The organism is Thermobifida alba (assembly GCF_023208015.1).
GTDB lineage: Bacteria > Actinomycetota > Actinomycetes > Streptosporangiales > Streptosporangiaceae > Thermobifida > Thermobifida alba.
Map to the genome: position 1 here is coordinate 2,737,501 of NZ_CP051627.1, position 19,491 is coordinate 2,756,991.

20 protein-coding genes (1 of these 20 only partly in view) are annotated in these 19,491 nt (G+C 72.2%); 2 read left to right on the forward strand and 18 right to left on the reverse strand.

Annotated features, from left to right (window positions below):
• From rph to clpS, 8 genes are all read right to left on the reverse strand, one after another.
• Positions 1-594, reverse strand: the 5' portion of a protein-coding gene (rph, locus tag FOF52_RS12095; RefSeq protein ID WP_248590067.1) for a ribonuclease PH. The gene continues 126 nt to the left of window position 1, outside the view; 594 of the gene's 720 nt are visible here — the first part of the coding sequence; it begins with the start codon at positions 592-594; its stop codon lies beyond the left edge, outside the window.
• 111 nt (positions 595-705) lie between these two features.
• Positions 706-1,467 carry an MBL fold metallo-hydrolase gene (locus tag FOF52_RS12100; protein ID WP_248590068.1) on the reverse strand — a complete coding sequence of 254 codons (762 nt, stop codon included), beginning with the start codon at positions 1,465-1,467 and terminating at the stop codon, positions 706-708.
• A 179-nt stretch (positions 1,468-1,646) separates the two neighbouring features.
• Entirely contained in the window at positions 1,647-2,453 is an 807-nt protein-coding gene (locus tag FOF52_RS12105) for a thioesterase family protein (protein WP_248590069.1), read from the reverse strand.
• Positions 2,454-2,554: 101 nt separating this feature from the next.
• Positions 2,555-3,502, reverse strand: a complete 948-nt coding sequence (locus FOF52_RS12110; RefSeq protein ID WP_248590070.1) for a PLP-dependent cysteine synthase family protein — start codon at positions 3,500-3,502, stop codon at positions 2,555-2,557.
• Positions 3,503-3,507: 5 nt separating this feature from the next.
• Positions 3,508-3,786 carry a MoaD/ThiS family protein gene (locus FOF52_RS12115; protein ID WP_248590071.1) on the reverse strand — a complete coding sequence of 93 codons (279 nt, stop codon included), beginning with the start codon at positions 3,784-3,786 and terminating at the stop codon, positions 3,508-3,510.
• Between the two features lie 111 nt (positions 3,787-3,897).
• Positions 3,898-4,311, reverse strand: coding sequence for a M67 family metallopeptidase (locus FOF52_RS12120; RefSeq protein WP_248590072.1), 414 nt, complete (start codon positions 4,309-4,311; stop codon positions 3,898-3,900).
• A gap of 133 nt (positions 4,312-4,444) precedes the next feature.
• On the reverse strand, positions 4,445-4,990 hold the full coding sequence (locus tag FOF52_RS12125; RefSeq protein ID WP_248590073.1) for a DUF2017 domain-containing protein: 546 nt from the start codon (positions 4,988-4,990) through the stop codon (positions 4,445-4,447).
• A 42-nt stretch (positions 4,991-5,032) separates the two neighbouring features.
• Positions 5,033-5,323 carry an ATP-dependent Clp protease adapter ClpS gene (gene clpS / locus FOF52_RS12130; protein WP_248590074.1) on the reverse strand — a complete coding sequence of 97 codons (291 nt, stop codon included), beginning with the start codon at positions 5,321-5,323 and terminating at the stop codon, positions 5,033-5,035.
• Positions 5,324-5,476: 153 nt separating this feature from the next.
• On the opposite strand from clpS, the gene FOF52_RS12135 reads away from it, so the two are divergent.
• Positions 5,477-6,793 (forward strand): nicotinate phosphoribosyltransferase, encoded by a 1,317-nt coding sequence (locus FOF52_RS12135; RefSeq protein WP_248590075.1) that lies wholly within the window; start codon positions 5,477-5,479, stop codon positions 6,791-6,793.
• 55 nt (positions 6,794-6,848) lie between these two features.
• The gene (locus FOF52_RS12140) at positions 6,849-7,424 is read left to right on the forward strand and encodes a nicotinamidase (protein WP_248590076.1); all 576 of its coding nucleotides are present in this window, start codon (positions 6,849-6,851) and stop codon (positions 7,422-7,424) included.
• 329 nt (positions 7,425-7,753) lie between these two features.
• Here the strand turns inward: FOF52_RS12140 and FOF52_RS12145 are convergent, their stop codons facing one another.
• The 10 genes from FOF52_RS12145 to FOF52_RS12190 form a co-directional block, all read right to left on the reverse strand.
• Entirely contained in the window at positions 7,754-8,764 is a 1,011-nt protein-coding gene (locus FOF52_RS12145; protein WP_248590077.1) for a tryptophan--tRNA ligase, read from the reverse strand.
• 9 nt (positions 8,765-8,773) lie between these two features.
• Positions 8,774-9,058, reverse strand: a complete 285-nt coding sequence (locus tag FOF52_RS12150) for a hypothetical protein (RefSeq protein WP_248590078.1) — start codon at positions 9,056-9,058, stop codon at positions 8,774-8,776.
• 256 nt (positions 9,059-9,314) lie between these two features.
• Positions 9,315-11,255: a serine/threonine-protein kinase gene (locus FOF52_RS12155; protein ID WP_248590079.1), complete on the reverse strand. Its 1,941-nt coding sequence runs from the start codon at positions 11,253-11,255 to the stop codon at positions 9,315-9,317.
• A 165-nt stretch (positions 11,256-11,420) separates the two neighbouring features.
• Positions 11,421-12,419: a hypothetical protein gene (locus FOF52_RS12160; protein ID WP_248590080.1), complete on the reverse strand. Its 999-nt coding sequence runs from the start codon at positions 12,417-12,419 to the stop codon at positions 11,421-11,423.
• On the reverse strand, positions 12,416-13,633 hold the full coding sequence (locus FOF52_RS12165; protein WP_248590081.1) for a WxL protein peptidoglycan domain-containing protein: 1,218 nt from the start codon (positions 13,631-13,633) through the stop codon (positions 12,416-12,418). Before FOF52_RS12165 ends, FOF52_RS12160 begins: the two co-directional genes overlap by 4 nt.
• A gap of 66 nt (positions 13,634-13,699) precedes the next feature.
• Positions 13,700-15,031, reverse strand: coding sequence for a WxL domain-containing protein (locus FOF52_RS12170; RefSeq protein ID WP_248590082.1), 1,332 nt, complete (start codon positions 15,029-15,031; stop codon positions 13,700-13,702).
• Positions 15,032-15,094: 63 nt separating this feature from the next.
• Entirely contained in the window at positions 15,095-16,216 is a 1,122-nt protein-coding gene (locus FOF52_RS12175; protein ID WP_248590083.1) for an HtaA domain-containing protein, read from the reverse strand.
• A gap of 432 nt (positions 16,217-16,648) precedes the next feature.
• Positions 16,649-18,355, reverse strand: a complete 1,707-nt coding sequence (locus FOF52_RS12180) for a DEAD/DEAH box helicase (RefSeq protein ID WP_248590084.1) — start codon at positions 18,353-18,355, stop codon at positions 16,649-16,651.
• Positions 18,356-18,468: 113 nt separating this feature from the next.
• On the reverse strand, positions 18,469-18,684 hold the full coding sequence (locus FOF52_RS12185) for a hypothetical protein (protein ID WP_248590085.1): 216 nt from the start codon (positions 18,682-18,684) through the stop codon (positions 18,469-18,471).
• Positions 18,685-18,689: 5 nt separating this feature from the next.
• Positions 18,690-19,478, reverse strand: coding sequence for a class E sortase (locus FOF52_RS12190; protein ID WP_248590086.1), 789 nt, complete (start codon positions 19,476-19,478; stop codon positions 18,690-18,692).
• Positions 19,479-19,491: the final 13 nt, after the last annotated feature.

Genomic DNA, 19,491 nt, shown 5'->3' on the forward strand with positions numbered 1-19,491 from the left:
GAACTCCCCGGCTCCGGTGACGACGACGTTCATGTCGGTCTGCGCCACCGAGTCCTCCAGGTAGTTCAGGTCCAGTCGGGGCTGCCCCTGGATGATGCCGACGCTGACGGCGGCGACGGAGCCGGTCAGCGGGTTGGTCTTGAGGTTGCGCTGTCTGCGCAGGTACCGGACGGCGTCGACGAGGGCCACGTAGGCGCCGGTGATGGCGGCGGTCCGGGTGCCGCCGTCGGCCTGGAGGACGTCGCAGTCGAGGGTGATGGTGTGCTCCCCCATGGCCTTGAAGTCGACGACCGCGCGCAGCGAACGCCCGATGAGGCGGGAGATCTCGTGGGTGCGGCCACCGATCCTGCCCTTGACGGACTCGCGGGTGCCCCTGGTGTCCGTGGCCCGGGGGAGCATGGCGTACTCGGCGGTGACCCAGCCCTCTCCGGTGCCGCGGCGCCACCGGGGGACGCCTTCCTCCACTGTCGCGGCGCACAGCACGCGCGTCTCGCCGAACTCGATGAGCGCGGATCCTTCGGCGTGCCGGAGCCAGTTGCGCGAGATGCGCACCGGGCGTAGCTGGTTCGGGGTTCGTCCGTCAGGTCGAGGCATGCTGCCGAGCCTATCGGCGCGCATGGGACGCCACAGCCACTTGACCGGACAACCGCGGGGTTTCGGCCACGTGCGGCCTTTCCCGATTTTTCCCTGCTGTGCGGGCGGGTCTCAGCCGCCCGCGGTGACCTCGTGGACCTCCCCGGACACGGCGAGCCCGACCGGACCGTCGTAGGTGCTGCGCGCCTCGGCGAGGGTGCGCTCGTCGTCGTTCCAGGGGACCAGGTGGGTGAGGAGCAGTCGGCGCGCGCCGGCCCGGCTGGCCTGCTCCCCCGCCTCGCTTCCGGTCAGGTGCATGTCCTTGGGGTGCTCCCGGTTGTCGTGGAAGGACGCCTCGCACAGGAACAGGTCGGCGTCGCGGGCCAGCTCGACCAGTTCGCTGCAGGCCCCGGTGTCCCCCGAGTAGGTGAGGACCGCGCCGTCGTGCTCCAAGCGGATGCCGAACGCCTCGACGGGGTGGTTGACGTGGTCCACCGTGGCCGTGAAGGGGCCGATCCGCAGGGTGCCCGGGCTCAGCTCACGGAAGTCGAAGGTCTCGCGCATGCCGGGATCGGGGTCGAGCCCGTAGGCGAGGGCCATCCGGTCGGCCACTCCGGGGGGACCGTAGACGGGGATGCGGGGTTTGGGGCCGCCGTCGGGGTGGAAGGTCCGTGCCACCCAGTAGGAGCACAGGTCCAGGCAGTGGTCGGCGTGGAGGTGCGAGAGGTAGACGGCGTCGATGGTGTAGATGTCAACGTGGCGCTGGAGGGTGCCGAGCGCTCCGTTGCCCAGGTCGAGCAGCAACCGGAACCCGTCGGCCTCCACGAGGTAACAGGACGCGGGTCCGGCGGGTCCGGGGAAGCTCCCCGAGGGGCCGATGATGGTGAGTCGCACGTCGTACAGCCTTTTCGGTGAAGGCGTCTTCTGCCGCGAAGACGCCACTGCGTCACGGAGAGTTTCTCCGGGTTTTCCAAGTGGTTACGGGTGTACCCCACGTACCGGCGAGTAGGTACTGATTGTGGGCCGTTCCTCAGGCGATGTGGGTCACAGGTTCCCCGCCCTGTCCGGGGTGGTCAGCGGCCGACCCGGGCGAGTTGGCGGCTCTGCGCGACGAGCCGTCCCTTGGTGTCCCACAGGTCGACGTTCTCGTCGAACCATCCGTCGCTGACCAGGGTGCTGTGCGCCCGGAAGGCGAGCGGCCCGGGTTCGGGCAGCGCTCTGAGGTGCCAGGTGAGCTCGACGGTGGGCGCCCAGCTCCAGTCCGTCAGCAGGCTGACGATGGGGGGCAGCGCGTCGACGGCGAGCGGGAGGAACGCGGCGGGGTCCTCGGCCGAGCCGCCGTCGCGCGCGCTGAGGTCGACGTATCCGTACAGTTCGGGGGTGTCCGCGGTGCGTTCGCGGAGGAGGGCCGCGTAGCTGTCGGGGCTGAATCCCACGTCGACCCTGGCGAGGAAGCCGTCCTCGGCCAGTTGGCCCTGCCGCGGGTCGAAGCTGCGGCACTGTCCGATCGGGGGGACCGGGGCCGGGGGCGTCGCGTAGAGGGGCTGCGCCTGCGAGTCGAGCGTGGCGGTCGCGATCGTCCCGGTGAGGACGGTCCGCCCCTCCTGCCGCAGCGTGACCAGGACGGTGGTGACGGTCCGGCCTCGCTTGACCACCTCGGTCTCGATCTCGGCCGGTCCGCCGCCACCGGGACGGTGGAAGTGGTAGGAGGAGGACACCGCGTGCGGGTGGTCGGATTCGGCGAGCGCGGCCCGTTGCAGGACCGCCATGAGATAGCCGCCGTTGATCGCGGTGCCGATGAGGTATCCGGGATCGAGTTCGGCGGCGTATCGATTCTCACCGACGCGGACGACGGCGGTCGCGGAGTCGAATCGGGTCATGGGGACCATTGAACCGAAAGCGGTTCTTCCGCGGACAGGCAGGGGGCGGGTTGCCGTGGTACCGCCGCGGCCCCGGCGTCGGGGCGCGGCGGTACGGCGGCTCAGGCCCAGAGTTGGCCTTCGAGGCGCTTCTCCGCCTCTTCCAGCGTGCCCTCGTAGGCTCCGGTGGACAGGTACTTCCATCCGGCGTCGGCGACGATGAACGCGATGTCGGCGCGTTTGCCCTCCCTGGCGGCCCGGGCCGCCACCCCGAGGGCGGCGTGCAGCACGCCGCCGGTGGAGATGCCCGCGAAGATCCCCTCTTTGTCGAGGAGTTCCCGGGTGCGGCGCAGCGCCGCGTCGGAGGGGACGGAGAAACGGGTGCTGAGGATCGTCTCGTCGTACAGCTCGGGAACGAACCCCTCGTCGAGGTTGCGCAGGCCGTAGACGAGTTCCCCGTAGCGGGGCTCGGCCGCCACGATCTGGATGTCGGGCCGCTGCTCGCGCAGGTAGCGGCCGACGCCCATGAGGGTGCCGGTGGTGCCCAGCCCGGCGACGAAGTGGGTGATCTCCGGCAGGTCGGCCAGGAGCTCCGGCCCGGTCGTCTCGTAGTGGGCCCGGGCGTTGGCCGGGTTGCCGTACTGGTAGAGCATCACCCAGTCGGGGTGCTCCGCGGCCATGCGCTTGGCGACGCGCACCGCTTCGTTCGACCCGCCCTCGGCCGGGGAGTAGTGGACCTCGGCGCCCCACATGCGCAGCAGCTGGCTGCGTTCGGCCGAGGTGTTCTCGGGCATGACGCAGACCATCCGGTAGCCGCGCAGCCGGGCGACCATGGCCAGGGAGATCCCGGTGTTTCCGGAGGTCGGCTCCAGGATGGTGCACCCGGGGGTGAGCAGGCCCTCCTTCTCGGCCTGCTCGATCATGTAGAACGCCGCGCGGTCCTTGATCGACCCGGTCGGGTTGCGGTCCTCCAGTTTGGCCCAGAGCCGCACCTCGGGCGAGGGCGACAGGTTCGGCAGCCCGACCAGCGGGGTGCCGCCGAGCGAGTCCAGGAGAGAGTCGAACCTCATGACGTTCAGCGCGCGCCGCCGGCGACGGCCGGCAGGACCGTGACGGTGTCGCCGTCGGAGACGGGGGTGTCCAGTCCGCCGAGGAAGCGGACGTCCTCATCGTTGAGGTAGACGTTGATGAAGCGGCGCAGCTGTCCGTTCTCGACGAGGCGCTCACCGATGCCCGGGTGGTTCTTGTCCAGGTTGGTGATGAGTTCGGAGAGGGTGCTCCCCTCCCCGTCGACCGTTTTGGCTCCGCCGGTGAGGTTGCGCAGGATGGTCGGGATGCGGACCTCGATGGCCATGAATGTGTCTCCGTCTAGAAGTCTGTGGGTGCGAGCGGCGGATGCGCGACGCTCCGCCGGATAGGTTCAACATGCGCGGCGCTCCGGTGATTCCGGGGCCGCACCGTTTTCTCAGCCCTGCTCGACGATCTCGACCGGTTCCTCGGTGACGACCCCGTCGACGATCCGGTAGGAGCGGAACTCGACGGTGTCGGGGTCCCGGGTGGAGACCAGGACGTAGTGGGCGTTCGGCTCGGAAGCGTAGCTGACGTCGGTCCGCGACGGGTACGCCTCGGTGGCGGTGTGCGAGTGGTAGATGACGACGGGCTCCTCACCCCGCTCGTCCATCTCGCGCCAGACCCTGAGCTGTTCGAGCGAGTCGAAACGGTAGAACGTGGGCGACCGTTCGGCGTTGATCATCTCGACGAAGCGTTCGGGCCGGTCGCTGCCCTCGGGACCGGCCACGATGCCGCACGCCTCGTCCGGGTGGTCCCGTCGGGCGTGGGCGACGATCTGGTCGTAGATCGAGCGATCAATCCTCAGCATGCTCCTCAGCCTAGCCGAGTCGCAATCCCTACCCACCCGGTAGGTATGGCTTGGTGTGCCCTGGTGGCGGCGGGGCGTGCCGACGGCCGCCCGCCGCGTCGGGTCCGGGGCGGCGGGCGGTCCGCGATCGCCCCTACTCCGGCCAGGCCGCCTGGACCAGAGACTCCTGGACGTAGGTGAGCCACTCGTAGATGTGCGCCGCGGCGGCCAGCGACTCGTCCCGTGAGGCGGCGGCGCGCATCGCGTAGGCGTCCTCCTCGGTCTCCAGACCCATGCGGGTGCCCAGGGAGAGCCGCACGTCGGTGAGGACCTTGAGCCACGCCTGCACGTCGTCGGCGTCCAGCGTGATCTCGCCGCCCTCGGCGGGGATCGCGGCGGCCACCCGCCGGGCGTTCTCCCGTTTGTGGCGGCGCAGGTCGTTCTCGGTGTAGCGGCGGAAGTCCGTGGCGGCGGCGGAGTCGTCGGTGTAGGCGTCGGGGAAGAGCCGGGCCAGCACCGGGTCCGCGGGCCTGGTCGCGGAGTCGCTGATGCCGACGAGGGCGGCGAGTCCGTCCTGCTGCTCTGGCTCCTCGACGATGCGCAGCAGGAGTTCGGCCATGGAACTGAGGAGCCTCGCCTCGTCCGGGCTGATCCTGAGGCGTACCCCGCCGTGCGGCGCGGAACGGAATCTGGCGGTCATGAACGGTCGGCCTCCGCTGTCGGGTCCACGTCTGCCCCTCGGTCACCTGTCCTGCTGGAGGGTCGCCCACAGCCCGTACTCGTGCAGGGTGGCGACGTGGCGCTCCATCTCCTCACGAGTGCCGCTGGAGACGACCGCCTTGCCCTGGTAGTGCACGTCCTCCATGAGCTTGTGGGCCTTGGCCCTGGAGTACCCGAAGACCTTCTGGAAGACGTAGGTGACGTAGCTCATCAGGTTGACGGGGTCGTTCCAGACGATCGTGACCCACGGCACGTCCGGTCGGTTGTGCTCCTCGATGCGCGGTTCGTCGAGTTCGACCGGTAGGGCGGTCATGGTGCTCTTCCCTCCTCGCTGTCTCGTCTCGCTGTGGGCCGTGGCCGGTGGCGTGTTCCGCCGTCCCCTCCCGCGTTCCGGGAGGGGCCCGCCCCGTGTGTCGGCCCCTGAACCGATTTTCTTCCTGACAGACACAAACTAGGGTGGGATGCCATGACCGAACGCTGGAGCAGTGCGCTTCTCACCGACCACTACGAACTGACCATGGTGCAGGCTGCGCTGCACAGCGGTGCGGCACAGCGCAGAACCGTCTTCGAGATGTTCGCCCGGCGGCTGCCGGAGACACGCCGTTACGGTGTTGTCGCGGGAACCGGACGGTTCCTGGACGCCCTGGAGCGTTTCCGTTTCGACCCCGAGGTCCTGGACTTCCTGGCCCGGAACGGGATCGTGGACGACCCTACCCTCTCCTTCCTCGCCGACTACCGTTTTTCCGGTGATATCTGGGGTTACGCCGAGGGCGACTGCTTCTTTCCCGGTTCGCCCATCCTGGTGGTGGAGGGCTCCTTCGCCGAGTGCGTGGTGCTGGAGACGCTGGCGCTGTCGATCTACAACCACGACTGCGCGATCGCCTCGGCGGCCTCGCGAATGGTGCACGCCGCCCACGGGCGTCCGCTGATCGAGATGGGGTCCCGGCGCACCCATGAGGAGGCCGCGGTGGCCGCGGCCCGCGCCGCCTACCTCGCGGGTTTCGACGCCACCTCCAACCTGGAGGCCGGACGCCGCCACGGCATCCCCACCACCGGCACCAGCGCGCACGCGTTCACCCTGCTGCACGACAACGAGCGCAGCGCGTTCGCCGCGCAGCTGGCGTCGCTGGGCACGGGGACCACGCTGCTGGTGGACACCTACGAGGTGATGCGGGCCGTGAACACCGCCGTGGAACTGGCCGGTCCGGAGCTGGGCGCGGTCCGGCTGGACTCGGGCGACCTGGAGGAGCTGGCGATCCAGGTCCGCAAGTTCCTGGACGGCAAGGGCGCCACCGGGACCCGCATCATCGTCACCGGCGACCTCGACGAGTACTCCATCCAGGCGTTGGCGATCGCCCCGGTGGACGGCTACGGGGTGGGCACCGCGCTGGTCACCGGCTCCGGGGCGCCCACCGCGTCGCTGGTGTACAAACTGGTGGCGCGCGCGCAGAGCGACGCCCCGGACGCCCCGCTGTCGCCGGTGGCCAAGCGCTCGGTGGGTAAGCCCAGCAAGGGGGGGCGCAAGTGGGCGGCACGGCGCCTGGACGACCGCGGGGTGGCCACGTCCGAGCGCGTCTTCGCCCACGAGCCGGAGCTGACCCCGCTGGAGCGGCCGCTGCTGGTTCCGCTGGTGCGCGGGGGCGAGATCGTGGGGCGGGAGCCGTTGGAGGCGGCTCGGGAGCGGCACGCCCGCTCGGTCGCCGAGCTTCCGGCGACCGCCCGCCAGATGTCCCGGGGGGAGCCCGCGATCCCCACGGTCTTCGAGCAGCGTCTCTCCCTGTGAGGCTCACGGGCGGGACGGGGAGCCGGTCCGGCCCGGACGGAAGGAAGGTTTCGACATGAAGAAGGCACTGATCGTCGTCGACGTGCAGAACGACTTCTGCGAGGGCGGAAGCCTGGCGGTGTCCGGCGGCGCGGACGTGGCCTCGGCCATCTCCGCGTACCTGGCGGAGCGGGGCGGCGACTACGCCCACGTGGTGGCCACCCGGGACCACCACGTGGACCCGGGGTCGCACTTCTCGGACACGCCCGACTTCGTGGACTCCTGGCCGCCGCACTGCGTGGCGGGCACTCCCGGAGCGGAGTTCCACCCGAACCTGGTGACCGAACCGGTCGAGGCGGTCTTCGACAAGGGCGCCTACGAGGCCGCCTACAGCGGCTTCGAGGGGGCCACCGCCGAGGGCGTGTCCCTGGAGGAGTGGCTGCGGCGGCACGGGGTCACCGACGTGGACGTGGTGGGCATCGCCACCGACCACTGCGTGCGCGCCACCGCCCTGGACGCGGTCCGCGCCGGGTTCGGGGCGCGGGTGCTGCTGGGGATGACCGCGGGCGTGGCCCGCCCGACCGTGGACAAGGCGCTGCGGGAGCTGACCGAGGCGGACGTGGTCCTGGAGGGCGAGCCGGTGGTGGCCTGACGGCGGCCGCGGCGAGCCCGTCGAGGCCGTACTCGTCCACCACGAAGATCTGCGACTCGGGCAGGAACCAGGTCCGCTGCTCGTAGCAGAGCAGGTCAAGGCCCCCGTCGGCGCAGGGCACCGGGTACTCCCGGTACCGGGCGCGGAGCCGAGATCGTGGGACCTCACCACTCCGGGACGGCGGGGACGGCGGCGGACGAATCCCCTTGATGCTCCTCTCGTCCCGGTTTCCGGGACGGATGGCCGTTTCCGGTCACGGGCGGCGGTCCTCCATCCGAAGAACGGGCCTCCCTGGTCCGGGAGGCCCGTGCGCGGCCGCGGTCGGCGGGTCAGTCGATCCCGATGGCGGCGCGCACCTGGTCCAGGACCCGGCGGGCGCGTTCGCGGGCGCGGCGGGCGCCGTCGGCGAGGATGTCGTCGAGTTCGCTGTCGGCGGCCATGAGCTCCTCGTAGCGCTCCCGTTTGGGGGCGACCTCGGCGTTGATGGCCTCGAACAGTTCGTTCTTCAGCTCTCCCCAGCCCATGCCGCCCGCCTCCAGGCGCTTGCGGGTCTCGGCGACCTGCTCGGCTCCGGCGAAGTGGGTGAGCAGTTGGAAGACGACGGAGGAGTCGGGGTCCTTGGGCTCCTCCACCGGGGTGCTGTCGGTGGGGATGCGCCGGACGAGCTTCTTCAGTTTGTTCTCGGACAGAAACAGCGGGATGTGGTTGTCGTAGGACTTGCTCATCTTGCGCCCGTCGATGCCGGGCAGCACGCTGGCGTCGCCCTCGGGGAAGACCCCCTGGGGGATGCGGAAGGTGTAGCCGTCGCCGAACAGGTGGTTGAAGGAGCCCGCGATGTCGGCGGCGTACTCGACGTGCTGGGCCTGGTCGCGGCCGACCGGGACCAGGTCGGTCTCCATGATGAGAATGTCGACGGCCATGAGGATGGGGTAGTTGAACAGCCCCATGTTGACCCCGGCGTCCAGGTCGGCGATCCCGGCGGCGGCGTTGCGGTCGCGGGCCGCCTTGTAGGCGTGGGCCCGATTCATCAGCCCCTTGCCGGTGACGCAGGACAGGATCCAGGTCAGTTCGAACGTCTCGGGGATGTCGGACTGGCGATAGATGACGGTGCGTTCGGGGTCGAGACCGCAGGCCAGCCAGGTGGCGGCGACCGACCGGATGTTGTGCCGCATCACCTCGGGGTCGCGGACCGTGGTGAGCGCGTGGTAGTCGGCGATGAAGTAGTACGCGTCGTACTCGCGTGCGGCCTCCAGGGCGGGCTTGAGCGCGCCGAGGTAGTTGCCCAGGTGGGGTTCACCGGTGGGTTTGACACCCGTGAGGTAGGTCTTGGTCGCTGCCATGAGAAAAGCTTATCGGCGTGTCCGGTCCGCCAGTCCGCCCCTGCGGCGGCGGGGACGAACTCCCCCGTCGGCGCGGATCGTGTCGATCCCGTCGAGGCCGTACTCGTCCACGAGGAGGGTCTGCGACTCGGGCAACAGCCAGGGGCGCTGCTCGTAGGATGCTCCTTCTCCGGTGTCCCGGGTGGCGCAGGCGATCCGGTACTCCCGGTAGAGCGCCTTGCGGTCGCCGACCGGAGCGGGTGCGGTGATCGCCGGCGACTGGTGGGCGGCGGTGGCGGCGGCCGCCGCCAGCACGGCCGCGGCGACGCCGAGCGCGGTCAGGGCGGCGGCCCGGTTCTTCCGGTTGCGGGCCTGCTCCGCGGGCGAGGGCTGGGGTACGGGAGGTCCAGGGGGTCCGCGTCAGCGGGCGCGGTGTTCTCCGGGGGTGGACGGCGGGTCGTCTTCTTCCCGCTCCGTTTCCGCGCGGCGGTCAACAGGTTGGCCGTTCCCGGACAGGTGTCCGCCGTGGCTCCCGCCGGCGCGGCGGCCGGGAGGAGCCACGGCTGCCGGATCAGGCGGCCATGACCTCGTCGAGTTCGGCGATGCCGTACTCGTCCACGACGAGGATCTGCGGCCCCGGCAGGAACCAGGAGCGCTGGAGGTAGTAGGTGTCCTCGGCGAGGGGGAAGTCCTGCGGTCTGACGCAGGTGACCGGGTACTCGCGGTAGAGGGCGTCCTCTCCGCGGACGGTGACGCGTTCGGCTGCGAGCGGCATCCCCCAATCGTGGCCGCCGAGCTCCTCCACGCTGCGCAGGTCGTCCGCGGGGGCGTAGTCCTCCCCGCCCGCGCCGTAGGGGTTGACCCCGTTGGCGCTGGGGCAGGGCATCCCGCCCTGGGTACTCGGGTAGAACATGCCCCGCTCGTCGTCCTCGGTGATGCTGCGGCCGGAGTGGGCGGCGGAGTCGATGAGGCCGGTGAAGATGATCGCTCCCGGGCCGAGGATCTTGACGTGGACGCAGTTGCGTTCCCGCCACGCCCACTGCCCGGCCCAGTCGATCTCGGCGCAGTCCGCCTGGTCCGGCGCCCACGCGATAAGGAAGTCGTCGACGACCTGCCCGGCGGTGGGGTCCTGGACGTCCTCGAAGGTGACGTCCTGGACGGAGGTGACCGTCCAGTCGGCGGGGAAGGTCAGTTCCAGTCCCCGGTACTCGACGGTCTGCGTCGCCGGGGCGGGGGGCTCCTCGGCGGCCGCGGTCTCCTCCGGGCCCGTTCCGGCCAGCGGCAGGACCGGCTGGTCGGTGGTGATGCGCCCGATCGTCCAGGCTCCGGCGGCCACCACCAGGGCGGTGACCGCGGCCACGGCCGCGAGGACCCCCTTGTTGGCCCCGGCCGCCCAGCCCGTGGCGGTCGCACCGGGGGAGGCCGCCGAGGCGGAGCCGCCCGCGGCGGAACCACCGGACGCGGAGCCGCCCGCCGCCGCTCCGGTCGCCTTGCCCGCGGCGGCGGTGCCGCCGGCCACTCCGCTGGAGGTGGCCAGGGCGAGGGCCCCGGCCATCGCGACCCAGGCGGCGGGGCGGTGGCCGGCCGCGTCGAACCCGGTCCAGACGCGGTCCAGCAGCGCGCGCAGCCGCGCCCGGCGGGCCCGGGCGTCGGCCTCCGCGCCGAGGCGCAGGACCGCGTCCAGCGCCTCGACCGCGGTGGGCCGCGCCTCGGGGTCGGCGGACAGCGCCCGCTCCACGAGGCCGCGCAGCTCGTCGGGCACCCCGTCGATGTCGTACTCCCCCGCGCGCACCCGTTCGGCCAGTTCGGCGGAGGGGCCCGTGCCGAACGGCGGCCTCCCGGTGGCCGCGTAGGCGACCAGGCCGCCCCAGGCGAACATGTCGGCGGCCGGTCCTCCCGCGTCTCCGGCCAGCCGCTCCGGGGAGACCCACCCGGGGGTTCCGTGGGTGCTGCGGCCGGCCGCGGCCTCGACCGCGCGGGCGATGCCGAAGTCGAGCACTCGGGGGCCGTCGGGGGAGAGCATGATGTTGCCGGGTTTGACGTCGAGGTGCACCACTCCGGCAGCGTGGATCGCCGCCAGGGCCTCGGCGGTCCCGGCCGCGAAGGCCACCAGGGCGTCACCGGTGAGCGGCGGCTCGCCCCGCTCCGCGCGCTCCTGCGCCCGCTGCCGCAGGGTGCGGCCGGGGACGAACTCGGTGGCCAGCCACGGCGACGGCGCGTCCGGGTCCGCGCCGAGGAACCGCGGCGCGCACTCGGCGTCGATCCGGGCGAGCAGCGCGGCCTCCCGGGCGAACAGCGCCCGGTAGCGGGCGCTGCCGGCGTGGTCGGGTTTGATCACCTTGACCGCCACGCAGCGGTCGGCGTCGTCCAGCGCCCCGTAGACGACGCCCATGCCGCCCGCGCCCAGCCGTCCCACCACCCGGAACGGGCCGATGGTCGAGGGGTCTCCCGGTTCTGGTTCCCGCAGTTCGGGCGGGAGTGCGGGCGGTGTGGCAGGCGGTGCGGGCGGCATGGGCGCTCCAGTGCGGTGCGGAACGGGGCTGGCCGCGCAGCCGGCGCGTACCGCCGTTTCGGATACGGCCCCGATCCCGGGTGTGGTCTGGTTCGGGAACCGTAACAACGCCCCCGCGCATCCGTCACCGCCACTTCTGGGGATTGACGGGGCAGCCGACCGTGCTCACCGCAGGTCCGCGTGCTCCGTTTCCGGTGGGGGAGCCGCGGCGGCCGGATGCCGGTGGGAACGCCGGCGCCTCCCGGAGATCCGGGACACCGCGCCGGCGACCCGTCCCACGGCGCGGAACACCGCGACGACCCAGCCGGAGAGCAGCCACATGGCGGTGAACCCGAGCAGCAGCGCCCCGGTACCCAGCAGCCCCCACGGCCAGCTCTTCGCGGTTGTCTCGAAGACCACCGGTTCGTCCATGCCCGCGATCTCGCCGCGGACCGTGTAGGTGCCGATCACCGGTGCGGGCAGGTCCACCGGGAAGTCGTAGGTGGCCTCCTGGCCGGGGTCCAGTTCGCGGATGCGGGGCGGGTAGACGACGGTGGTCGCGTCCGCACCGCGTCCCACCGCGACGGAGACGGCGGGCTGGGTGACGGTTTCGGCTCCGGTGTTGGCCACGGTCAGCCGCGCGGTGCGCTGGACGGGCAGCGCGAACCAGGTCCGCCAGTCGCGCCACCACGGGCCGTCCTCCTCGGCGAGGAACCGGAAGTCGGTGACGGTGAGCATGCGGACCGCTCCGCCGGGGTTGCGTTCGTCGATGCGCTGCTGGCGCTCCTCCGCGCTGAGGAGCGGCACCCCCTCGATGGGGAAGTCGGCGGCGGCCCGGTGCCGGCCGGTGACGTCCAGGGCCTCTACCACGCAGGGGCAGCCCACGGGCGGCGCGGTGATGGTGAGCAGGCCGCGGCCCTCGCCGTTCTCGTCGGCGGTCACGGTCACCGCGTCGGTGAGCGCGCAGTCGCTGGACCGGATGTACTCCCCGCCGCCGCACACCCGTACGGTGACCACGCCCTGCGGCCAGCCGTACAGGCGCACCACCACGGTGTCGCCGACGCGCGCCGAGGCCGCGTCCAGGGTGAACCGCGGGTCGATGTCCGCGGTCTGCGCGGCCGCCGGTGCGGTCGCGCAGACCAGCAGCGCGGCGGCGAGGAGCAGGATCCGGCGGAGCGGGGTCACGGCTTCGGCTCCTCCGGATCGGTCCGTTCCTCCTCGGAGGCGGCCTGCTCCTGTGCGGCGTCCGCGGGGGCGGCCTCCCCGTCGGCCGGATCGGGGTGCTGTGCTTCCCGGGCCGCGGCAGCTTCCTGCTCCCGGGCCCGGGCCACGGCGGCGGCCACCGCCGTCTGGAACCGGCGCTTGGCGCGGCGGCGGCGCCACAGCAGCACCGCGGTGAGCAGGACCGCGGCGAGCACGGGAACCCAGGGGACGGCGATGACGGAGTCGGCGCGGACGACCGGTTCCAGGCCGGGGCTCTCCGGTGCCTGCGGCGCCGCCTCGGGGGTGAGGGCGACCTTGCCGTTCAGCCAGAAGAGCGGGTAGACGTCCGCGATGGTGCGGGTGTACTCGTAGACGGTGCCGGGCAGCATCTCCGGCACCTCCTCGGTCACCGGATCGCCCAGTGAGGCCCCGAAGGGCCCCTCGGCCGCCACCTGTCCGGAGGCGACCAGCCGCAGGTTGCCGGTGTTGCGCACCTGATAGGTGACGGTGACCTCGCCGGTCGCGAAGGGGTTCCACCACTGGGGTGCGCGGTACTCGGTGCGGATCGCGTCAATCTGCAGGGAGGGGCGGACGGGGCCGTCCACGCGCAGGTAGACGCGGGCCGCGATGCGCCGGTCCACCCGCACCAGCTGCCCCTGGGCGTTGACGGCGTCCTGGGACACCGAGGCGATGACGCCGGCGGCGTGGTCCCCGGGTTCGGCGTCCTCGGGGACGGTGATGTCGAACGGCACGACGCGGGTCTGGCCCGCCTCCACCTCGACGGTCCGGTCCTCGGGGGCGAGGTCGATCCAGGTTCCGGCGAGGGTGGGCTCCTCATCGGCGGGCAGCAGGGCGAAGGAGCCGTCGGGGGTGTTGAAGGCGTCCGTCCCGTAGACGGAGAAGGTCATCGTCTCGTCGCCGTGGTTGGTGATAGCCACCCAGTCCTCGATGGTCTGACCGGGTTGCAGGTCGTAGACGAAGAAGCTGCGGCCGAGTTCGCCGTCGGCGTTGGAGGGTGCCACCGACCAGCGGAGGCCCTGGTCGGAGGCTGCCGTGTGCGGGGCCGCGCCGCCGCCCTCGGAGTCGGCGTCGGGGCGCGGGTCGGCCAGGGCCGGGGCGGCCGGGGCGGTGAGGGCGTACAGCAGCAGGCCGACCACGCCGAGGCGCGCGATCCGGGACGAAGGGGTGGCTGTCACGGTGCTGTTCTCCAGGGGGCGGGTTCAGGACGTCCTGAACAGGGCGGGTCGGTCGGGGCGGCCGGGTCAGCTGAGGGTGAGGGTGAGGACGCCCACGTACTCCCCTGAGGGGGTGTCCGCGGGGATGCCCAGTTCCAGTCCGGCCCGGCAGGTGAACACTCCGGGGCCGCTACCCGCCTCCGTGGCGCACAGGGTGCGCGGGACGGCCAGCCCGTCGCCGGGGCGGACCGCCGCTCCCGGGCGGACACCGGAGCCGGCGGGGCCGTCGAGGACCTCGGCGGCGGGCTCCCAACCGAGCAGGTGGGCACCGATGCTGGCGCCCGTGGTGCCGCGCAGGTCGCTGACCTGGCCCACGAGGCTCCAGCCCGCGCCGGTGCCGCGCAGGTCGGAGACGGTGGCGGGGGCCAGGTCCCCGGTGACCCGCTGGTGTGAGCCGTCCCCGCTCAGCTGCGGTCCGGAGAGCAGGACCGGTCCTTCGGGGAGGGTCATCACCAGGGCTCCGGGCTCCGCGGCGGGGTCGGCGGCCGTCTCGGAGCGTACGGGGTCGGTGGCGGCCTCCGGCTGCGGGGGTCGAGCCCCGTCCGTTCCGTCGGGTTCCGCGTCGGCGGGTGCCGCTCCCCCGGTGTGCGGCCCGGCCTCCGCCGGGTGGTTCGGGGGCTCCGCGGCCTCCGCCGGGGGCTCCACGGCCTCCTCTGGGGGCTGCCAGGGCTCCCGGTCGGGGGCGGGGCCCGCATACGGGGTGAGGGTGACCTCCAGGGCACCGTCGGCGTCCTCGGTGTGCTCCAGCAGCAGGACGGAGCCGTCCTCGGCGATCAGGAAGACACCGCGCTCGTCGCTGCGCACCGCCGCAAGGTCGGGGGTGTCGGGGAGCGGGTGGATGTCGACGGTGTAGGCGCCGGGCTCTTCACCGTCCGCGCCGCGGGGCGGCTCCTCCGCCTCGGGGTGCCGCGCCCCGCCGCGGCCGTCGGGGGCGCGGTAGCTGACCAGCAGCGTCTCCTCCTCGTCCGCGTGCACGGTGTGCAGGGTGCCGTCAAGGGCCACGACGAAGAAGTCCGCGGGGTCGGCGACAGGGGTGTGCGCCAGCGGGACGAGCGCCTCCTCGGGGAGGTGCGCGTCGGCCCCGGACAGTGCGGCCGGGTCCGGGTCGAGGACGCGGAGCAGCTCCTGGGCGGGGGTGCCGTCCCGGTCCGGGGCGTCGTCCCCAGCGGCGGTCCGCTCCGGGGCCGGTTGCTCCGGGACGGAAAGGTCGCGCAGCAGGTAGACGTCGCCGGTGAGGGGGTGGAGCGCGTAGTGGCGGTCCGGTGCGTCGGGGACCGGAGCGGCCAGCGCCGGCGAGACGCCGACGGCCAGGATGACGGTGGCGGCCGCAGCGCCGCGGAGGGGACGGGACAGGGGCATCGTGACGACCATGAGGGGGTAGGGGTGCGGGAGGGGAGTGCCCCCGTCCCGCACCGGCTGGGATCAGCTGAGGGTGAGGGTGAGCACCGCCGCGTAGTCGCCGGGGACGGTGTCGGCGGGGATGCCCAGGGTCAGCTGGGCGTCGGCGGTGAAGGTTCCGGCCGAGGAGCCGGGGGCGGCGGAGGCCAGGGTCCGGGCGACGCCCAGGCCCTGTCCGGGCTGGACCGCGTTTCCGGCGGTCACCGTTCCGGGCGTGCCGAGGCCGGTGTCGACGGCCGCGGCGCTGGGCTGCCAGCCGAGGTTCTCCGCGCCGATGGTGCCCACGTCGCCGGTGAAGTCGCTGACCTGGCCGACCAGGTTCCAGCCGGCGTTGGTGCCGCGCAGGTCGGAGACGGTGGCGGTGTTCAGGGCGCCGGTGGCGGTCTGGTGGGTGCCGTTGCCGTCCAGCGCGGAGCCGGACAGCTGGACCGTGCCGTCCGCGACCGAGAGGGTCAGCGGGCCTGCGGCCACGTCGGCGAGGATCTGCTGGTCGGCGCTGCTGCCGCCGGCCGGGGGCGGGGTCTGTCCGCCGCCGCTGCCGGTGTCGACGGTGGCGGAGAAGGAGATCGGGTCCAGTTCGCTTCCGGGGGCGTAGAAGCCCGCGAAGGCGGGGCTGCCCTCCTCGGTGAGGGTCGCCGGGGTGGAACCGAGGCTCAGCGTGGTGCCGTTGAGGGTCGGCTGACCGCCGCTGAGGTCGAGGTCGGCCAGGTTGACGTCGGGGTAGTGGGTCAGCTCGGAGCTGCTGGGGGAGCTGCTGGCCATGTCGGCGTAGAGGTCGCCCTCTCCGTTGACGATCTCCAGGCGCAGGTCCTCGATCTGGACCTGGAGGATGCCGCCGTGCCCCTCGTAGGCGACTCCTCCGCCGAACTGGATGACGGTCTTGCCGGTGGCGGTGTCGTAGCTGCCCGAGACGACGGGGAAGGAGTAGGTGCCGTCGGCGTTCTCGGTGGCTCCGCCGGACAGCTCGGTGCTGCCGTGGGCGACGGGGCCCTTGATGTAGTTGCGGAAGGAGAGCTTGACGCCCCAGTCGCCGCTGCCGCCGGTGACGGGCACCGTGGTGTTGGCGGAGGCGGGCAGTGCGCTGACCGCTGCCGCGAGACCTGCGGTCACCAGGACCGTGGCGGCCCGGCGCATACCCAGGTTCATGTGTGGACTCCTTGTTTTTCGTCCGGTCTCCGCGTGGGCGGGCCGGGAAGGGGGAAGGGGACGCGGGTCGGCCGCGGAGGTCCGCGTGCCGCACCACACCCCAAAAGCAAGGTAAAGCTAACCTAAGTTGTCTTTTCTGGCAATGATGACGACATGACGTCAAAATCCCATATCCTCATCGCCGAGGAGCGACGGCACCACAAGGGACAGGAGGCAGGGCGGACGGCAGCCGGGCCGCACAGCCACGGCGCCGCAAGGCAACCAGAAGAGAATTAAAGTGAGGCTAACCTCATTAGATCTGACTTAGGTATACCTCAGCCAATCGGAGTTGCGCGAGAAGCCCCCGCGAAAGAGGGGCCTTTTCGTTATTTTTGCTGACGCTCCCGACCTCCCCGGTCGCCTTTTGTGCCCCGGGCCCCGGCCGCGGCGGGGTCAGTCCTCCCCCACCGCCCACGCCCGCAGCTTCGCGATGCGCCGGCGCAGCTGCTCGGCGGTGGCCTGGGCGACCGGAGGCCCCCCGCAGGCGCGGCGCAGCTGGGTGTGGATGGTCGCGTGCGGCTGGCCGGTGCGGTGGTGCCAGGCGCCCACCAGGCTGTTGAGCTCCCGGCGCAGCTCGGCCACCACCTCGTGCTCGGGCCGCTGCCGTTCCTGCGGCTCGGCCCGCCGGGCCGCCTGCTCCTGTCTGCGCCTGCGCAGCAGCACGGCGACCTGGTCGGGCTCCAGCAGCCCGGGCAGACCGAGGAACTCCTCCTCGTCGGGCTCGCCCCCGCCGATCTCGCCGCCGTCGTAGAGGGCCCGGTCGAACTCGGCCGCCGACTCCATCGTCTCGAAGGGCAGCTCGTCGCCCGCGTCGGGGGTGTCCCGCTTCTTGCGGGCCTCGTTGAGGAGCTCCTGCTCCGGGTCGAAGCCGTCGTCCTCCTTGATCGGCCGGTCCAGCACGTGGTCGCGTTCCCGCTCCATCTCGCTGGCGTACTCCAGCAGGACCGGGATGGAGGGCAGGAACACCGAGGCGATCTCGCCGCGGCGGCGCACCCGCACGAAACGCCCCACCGCCTGGGCGAAGAACAGCGGGGTGCTGGTGGAGGTGGCGTAGACGCCGACCATCAGCCGGGGCACGTCCACCCCCTCCGAGACCATCTTCACCGCCACCATCCAGCGGTCGTCGGACTCGGCGAACTGGGTGATCTTCCTGCTCGCGGTCGGGTCGTCCGACAGCACGACGGTGGCGCCCCGGCCCGTGATCTGACGCAGGATGCGCGCGTAGGCCCGGGCGTTCTCGTGGTCGGAGGCGATCACCAGACCGCCCGCATCAGGGGTGTGCTTGCGCACCTCGGTCAGCCGCCGGTCGGCCGCGGCCAGCACCCGCTTGATCCAGTCGCCCTTGGGATCCAGGGCCGCCCGCCACGCCTGGGAGAGCGCGTCGGAGGTGAGCGGCTCGCCGAGCCGGGCGGCCAGTTCGTCGCCGGCCTTGGTCCGCCAGCGCATCTCCCCCGAGTAGGCCAGGAAGATGACCGGCCGCACCACGCCGTCCGCCAGCGCGGGCGCGTACCCGTAGCTGTAGTCCCAGGAGCAGCGGCGCACGCCGGTGTGGTCCTGCACGTAGTCGACGAACGGGATCGGGTTGGTGTCGGAGCGGAACGGCGTCCCGGTCAGGCAGAGCCGCCGTGCCGCCGGGTCGAACGCCTCGCGCACGGCCTCGCCCCACGACAGCGCGTCGCCCGCGTGGTGGATCTCGTCGAAGATCACCAGGGTGCGGCGGGCCTCGGTGCGGTTGCGGTGCAGCATGGGGTGCGCGGCGACCTGCGCGTAGGTGACGGCCGCGCCGACGAAGTGCTTGCCGAGCGCGCCCTGGCCGTTCTTGAAGTCCGGGTCGAGGGGGATGTTGAACCGCGCGGCGGCCTCGGCCCACTGCTTCTTCAGGTGCTCGGTGGGGCACACCACGGTGACGGCGCGGACCACGTGCCGCGCCAGCAGTTCGCTGGCCAGGGTCAGCGCGAACGTGGTCTTGCCCGCCCCGGGCGTGGCCACCGCCAGGAAGTCCCGCGGCTCGCGCCGGAAGTACTCCTCGAACGCCGCTCGCTGCCAGTTGCGCAGACCGCGCAACCGGTCCTCGGTGCTGTTCGCCTCAAGCAGAGTCATCGTGCGCTTCCCCAGATCATCACGGGTCGAGGGTATCGGTGCCCACCCCCGACAACACGGTGGAGGCCGAGCCTCCCGCTCGGCCTCCACCCACGGCGTCCACCGGGCGTCGCCTACCCGCCCTCGTCCGGCTCGGCCGCCCCCTCGGGGGTCGTGCCGTAGACCGCTTCTCCCCCGTCGACGGTCACGTCGTTGAACGGCAGGTACGGGTCGGCCCACGGGAAGACGACGTACCACAGCAGTGCCGCCGCGCCCGCGACCAGGGCGAGGGACACGACGAGCTTGACGAACCAGGGGCCGGGGATGAGCCGCCAGATCAGACCGTACACGTGGCTCACTCCTCCTCGGTGTCGGGCGCCATGTGCGCGATGTTGTCGGGCATGCCCTGGTCCTTGGGACGGGTGTCGACGAGTTCGGCGTGGACGATCAGCCGGTGCGAGTTCTGCAGCTTGGGGTGGCAGGTGGTGAGGGTGAGGTAGGCCCGCTCGGGGTCCTCCGTGGACTCGGGGTCGAACGGGTCGGGCGCGGTCACCTCGATCGCGTTGGGCAGCACGACCTTGCTCTCCACCACCTGGTAGGTGTAGAAGTTCTCCCCGTCCTCCAGGACCAGCTCGTCGCCCTCCGCCAACTGGTCGAGGTCCCAGAAGACGGCGGCGACGCGGTGCCCGGCGACCGCGTAGTTGCCGGGCTGTCCGGCCCGGGCCGCGGGAACCATGCCCTCGGGGGTCCAGGACTCGGGGTACCAGCCCGGACCGTACCTGATGTCCTCGGGACCGACCCCGCTGACCACGACCCAGTCCTGGTCGGTCTTGGGAATGTAGAGCCTGCTGTTGGCCGTTCCGGGCAGCGGTTCGGAGTCGGGCCCCTGCTCCCACACCTCGGCCATGGCCTGGGCGAGTCGCTCCTGCTCGGCGTCGGTCTGGAACTGCTTGCCCCAGATCTGGAACGCGGCGAAGAACAGCATGACCAGGCCTGCGGTGAACAGCAGCTCGCCGATGGTGCGGAAGGCCACGCGCACGACCTCGCCGACGGTGACGCGACCGCGCGGAGCGGGGGCCCTCCTGCGGCCCCTGCCCGAACTGCGGCGCCGGCCGCCAGGGGGGCGTCGAGAAGTGGAAACCATGTGTCCTAACCCG

Excerpts from the sequence above, each read along its gene's own strand:
- FOF52_RS12155 (WP_248590079.1), bottom strand. The coding sequence starts at position 11,255 with ATGCCGCCCGCACCGCCTGCCACACCGCCCGCACTCCCGCCCGAACTG.
- FOF52_RS12125 (WP_248590073.1), bottom strand. The coding sequence starts at position 4,990 with ATGACCGCCAGATTCCGTTCCGCGCCGCACGGCGGGGTACGCCTCAGG.
- FOF52_RS12120 (WP_248590072.1), bottom strand. The coding sequence starts at position 4,311 with ATGCTGAGGATTGATCGCTCGATCTACGACCAGATCGTCGCCCACGCC.
- FOF52_RS12110 (WP_248590070.1), bottom strand. The coding sequence starts at position 3,502 with ATGAGGTTCGACTCTCTCCTGGACTCGCTCGGCGGCACCCCGCTGGTC.
- FOF52_RS12190 (WP_248590086.1), bottom strand. The coding sequence starts at position 19,478 with ATGGTTTCCACTTCTCGACGCCCCCCTGGCGGCCGGCGCCGCAGTTCG.
- FOF52_RS12175 (WP_248590083.1), bottom strand. The coding sequence starts at position 16,216 with ATGAACCTGGGTATGCGCCGGGCCGCCACGGTCCTGGTGACCGCAGGT.
- FOF52_RS12180 (WP_248590084.1), bottom strand. The coding sequence starts at position 18,355 with ATGACTCTGCTTGAGGCGAACAGCACCGAGGACCGGTTGCGCGGTCTG.
- clpS (WP_248590074.1), bottom strand. The coding sequence starts at position 5,323 with ATGACCGCCCTACCGGTCGAACTCGACGAACCGCGCATCGAGGAGCAC.
- FOF52_RS12105 (WP_248590069.1), bottom strand. The coding sequence starts at position 2,453 with ATGACCCGATTCGACTCCGCGACCGCCGTCGTCCGCGTCGGTGAGAAT.
- FOF52_RS12115 (WP_248590071.1), bottom strand. The coding sequence starts at position 3,786 with ATGGCCATCGAGGTCCGCATCCCGACCATCCTGCGCAACCTCACCGGC.
- FOF52_RS12140 (WP_248590076.1), top strand. The coding sequence starts at position 6,849 with ATGAAGAAGGCACTGATCGTCGTCGACGTGCAGAACGACTTCTGCGAG.
- FOF52_RS12135 (WP_248590075.1), top strand. The coding sequence starts at position 5,477 with ATGACCGAACGCTGGAGCAGTGCGCTTCTCACCGACCACTACGAACTG.
- FOF52_RS12170 (WP_248590082.1), bottom strand. The coding sequence starts at position 15,031 with ATGCCCCTGTCCCGTCCCCTCCGCGGCGCTGCGGCCGCCACCGTCATC.
- FOF52_RS12145 (WP_248590077.1), bottom strand. The coding sequence starts at position 8,764 with ATGGCAGCGACCAAGACCTACCTCACGGGTGTCAAACCCACCGGTGAA.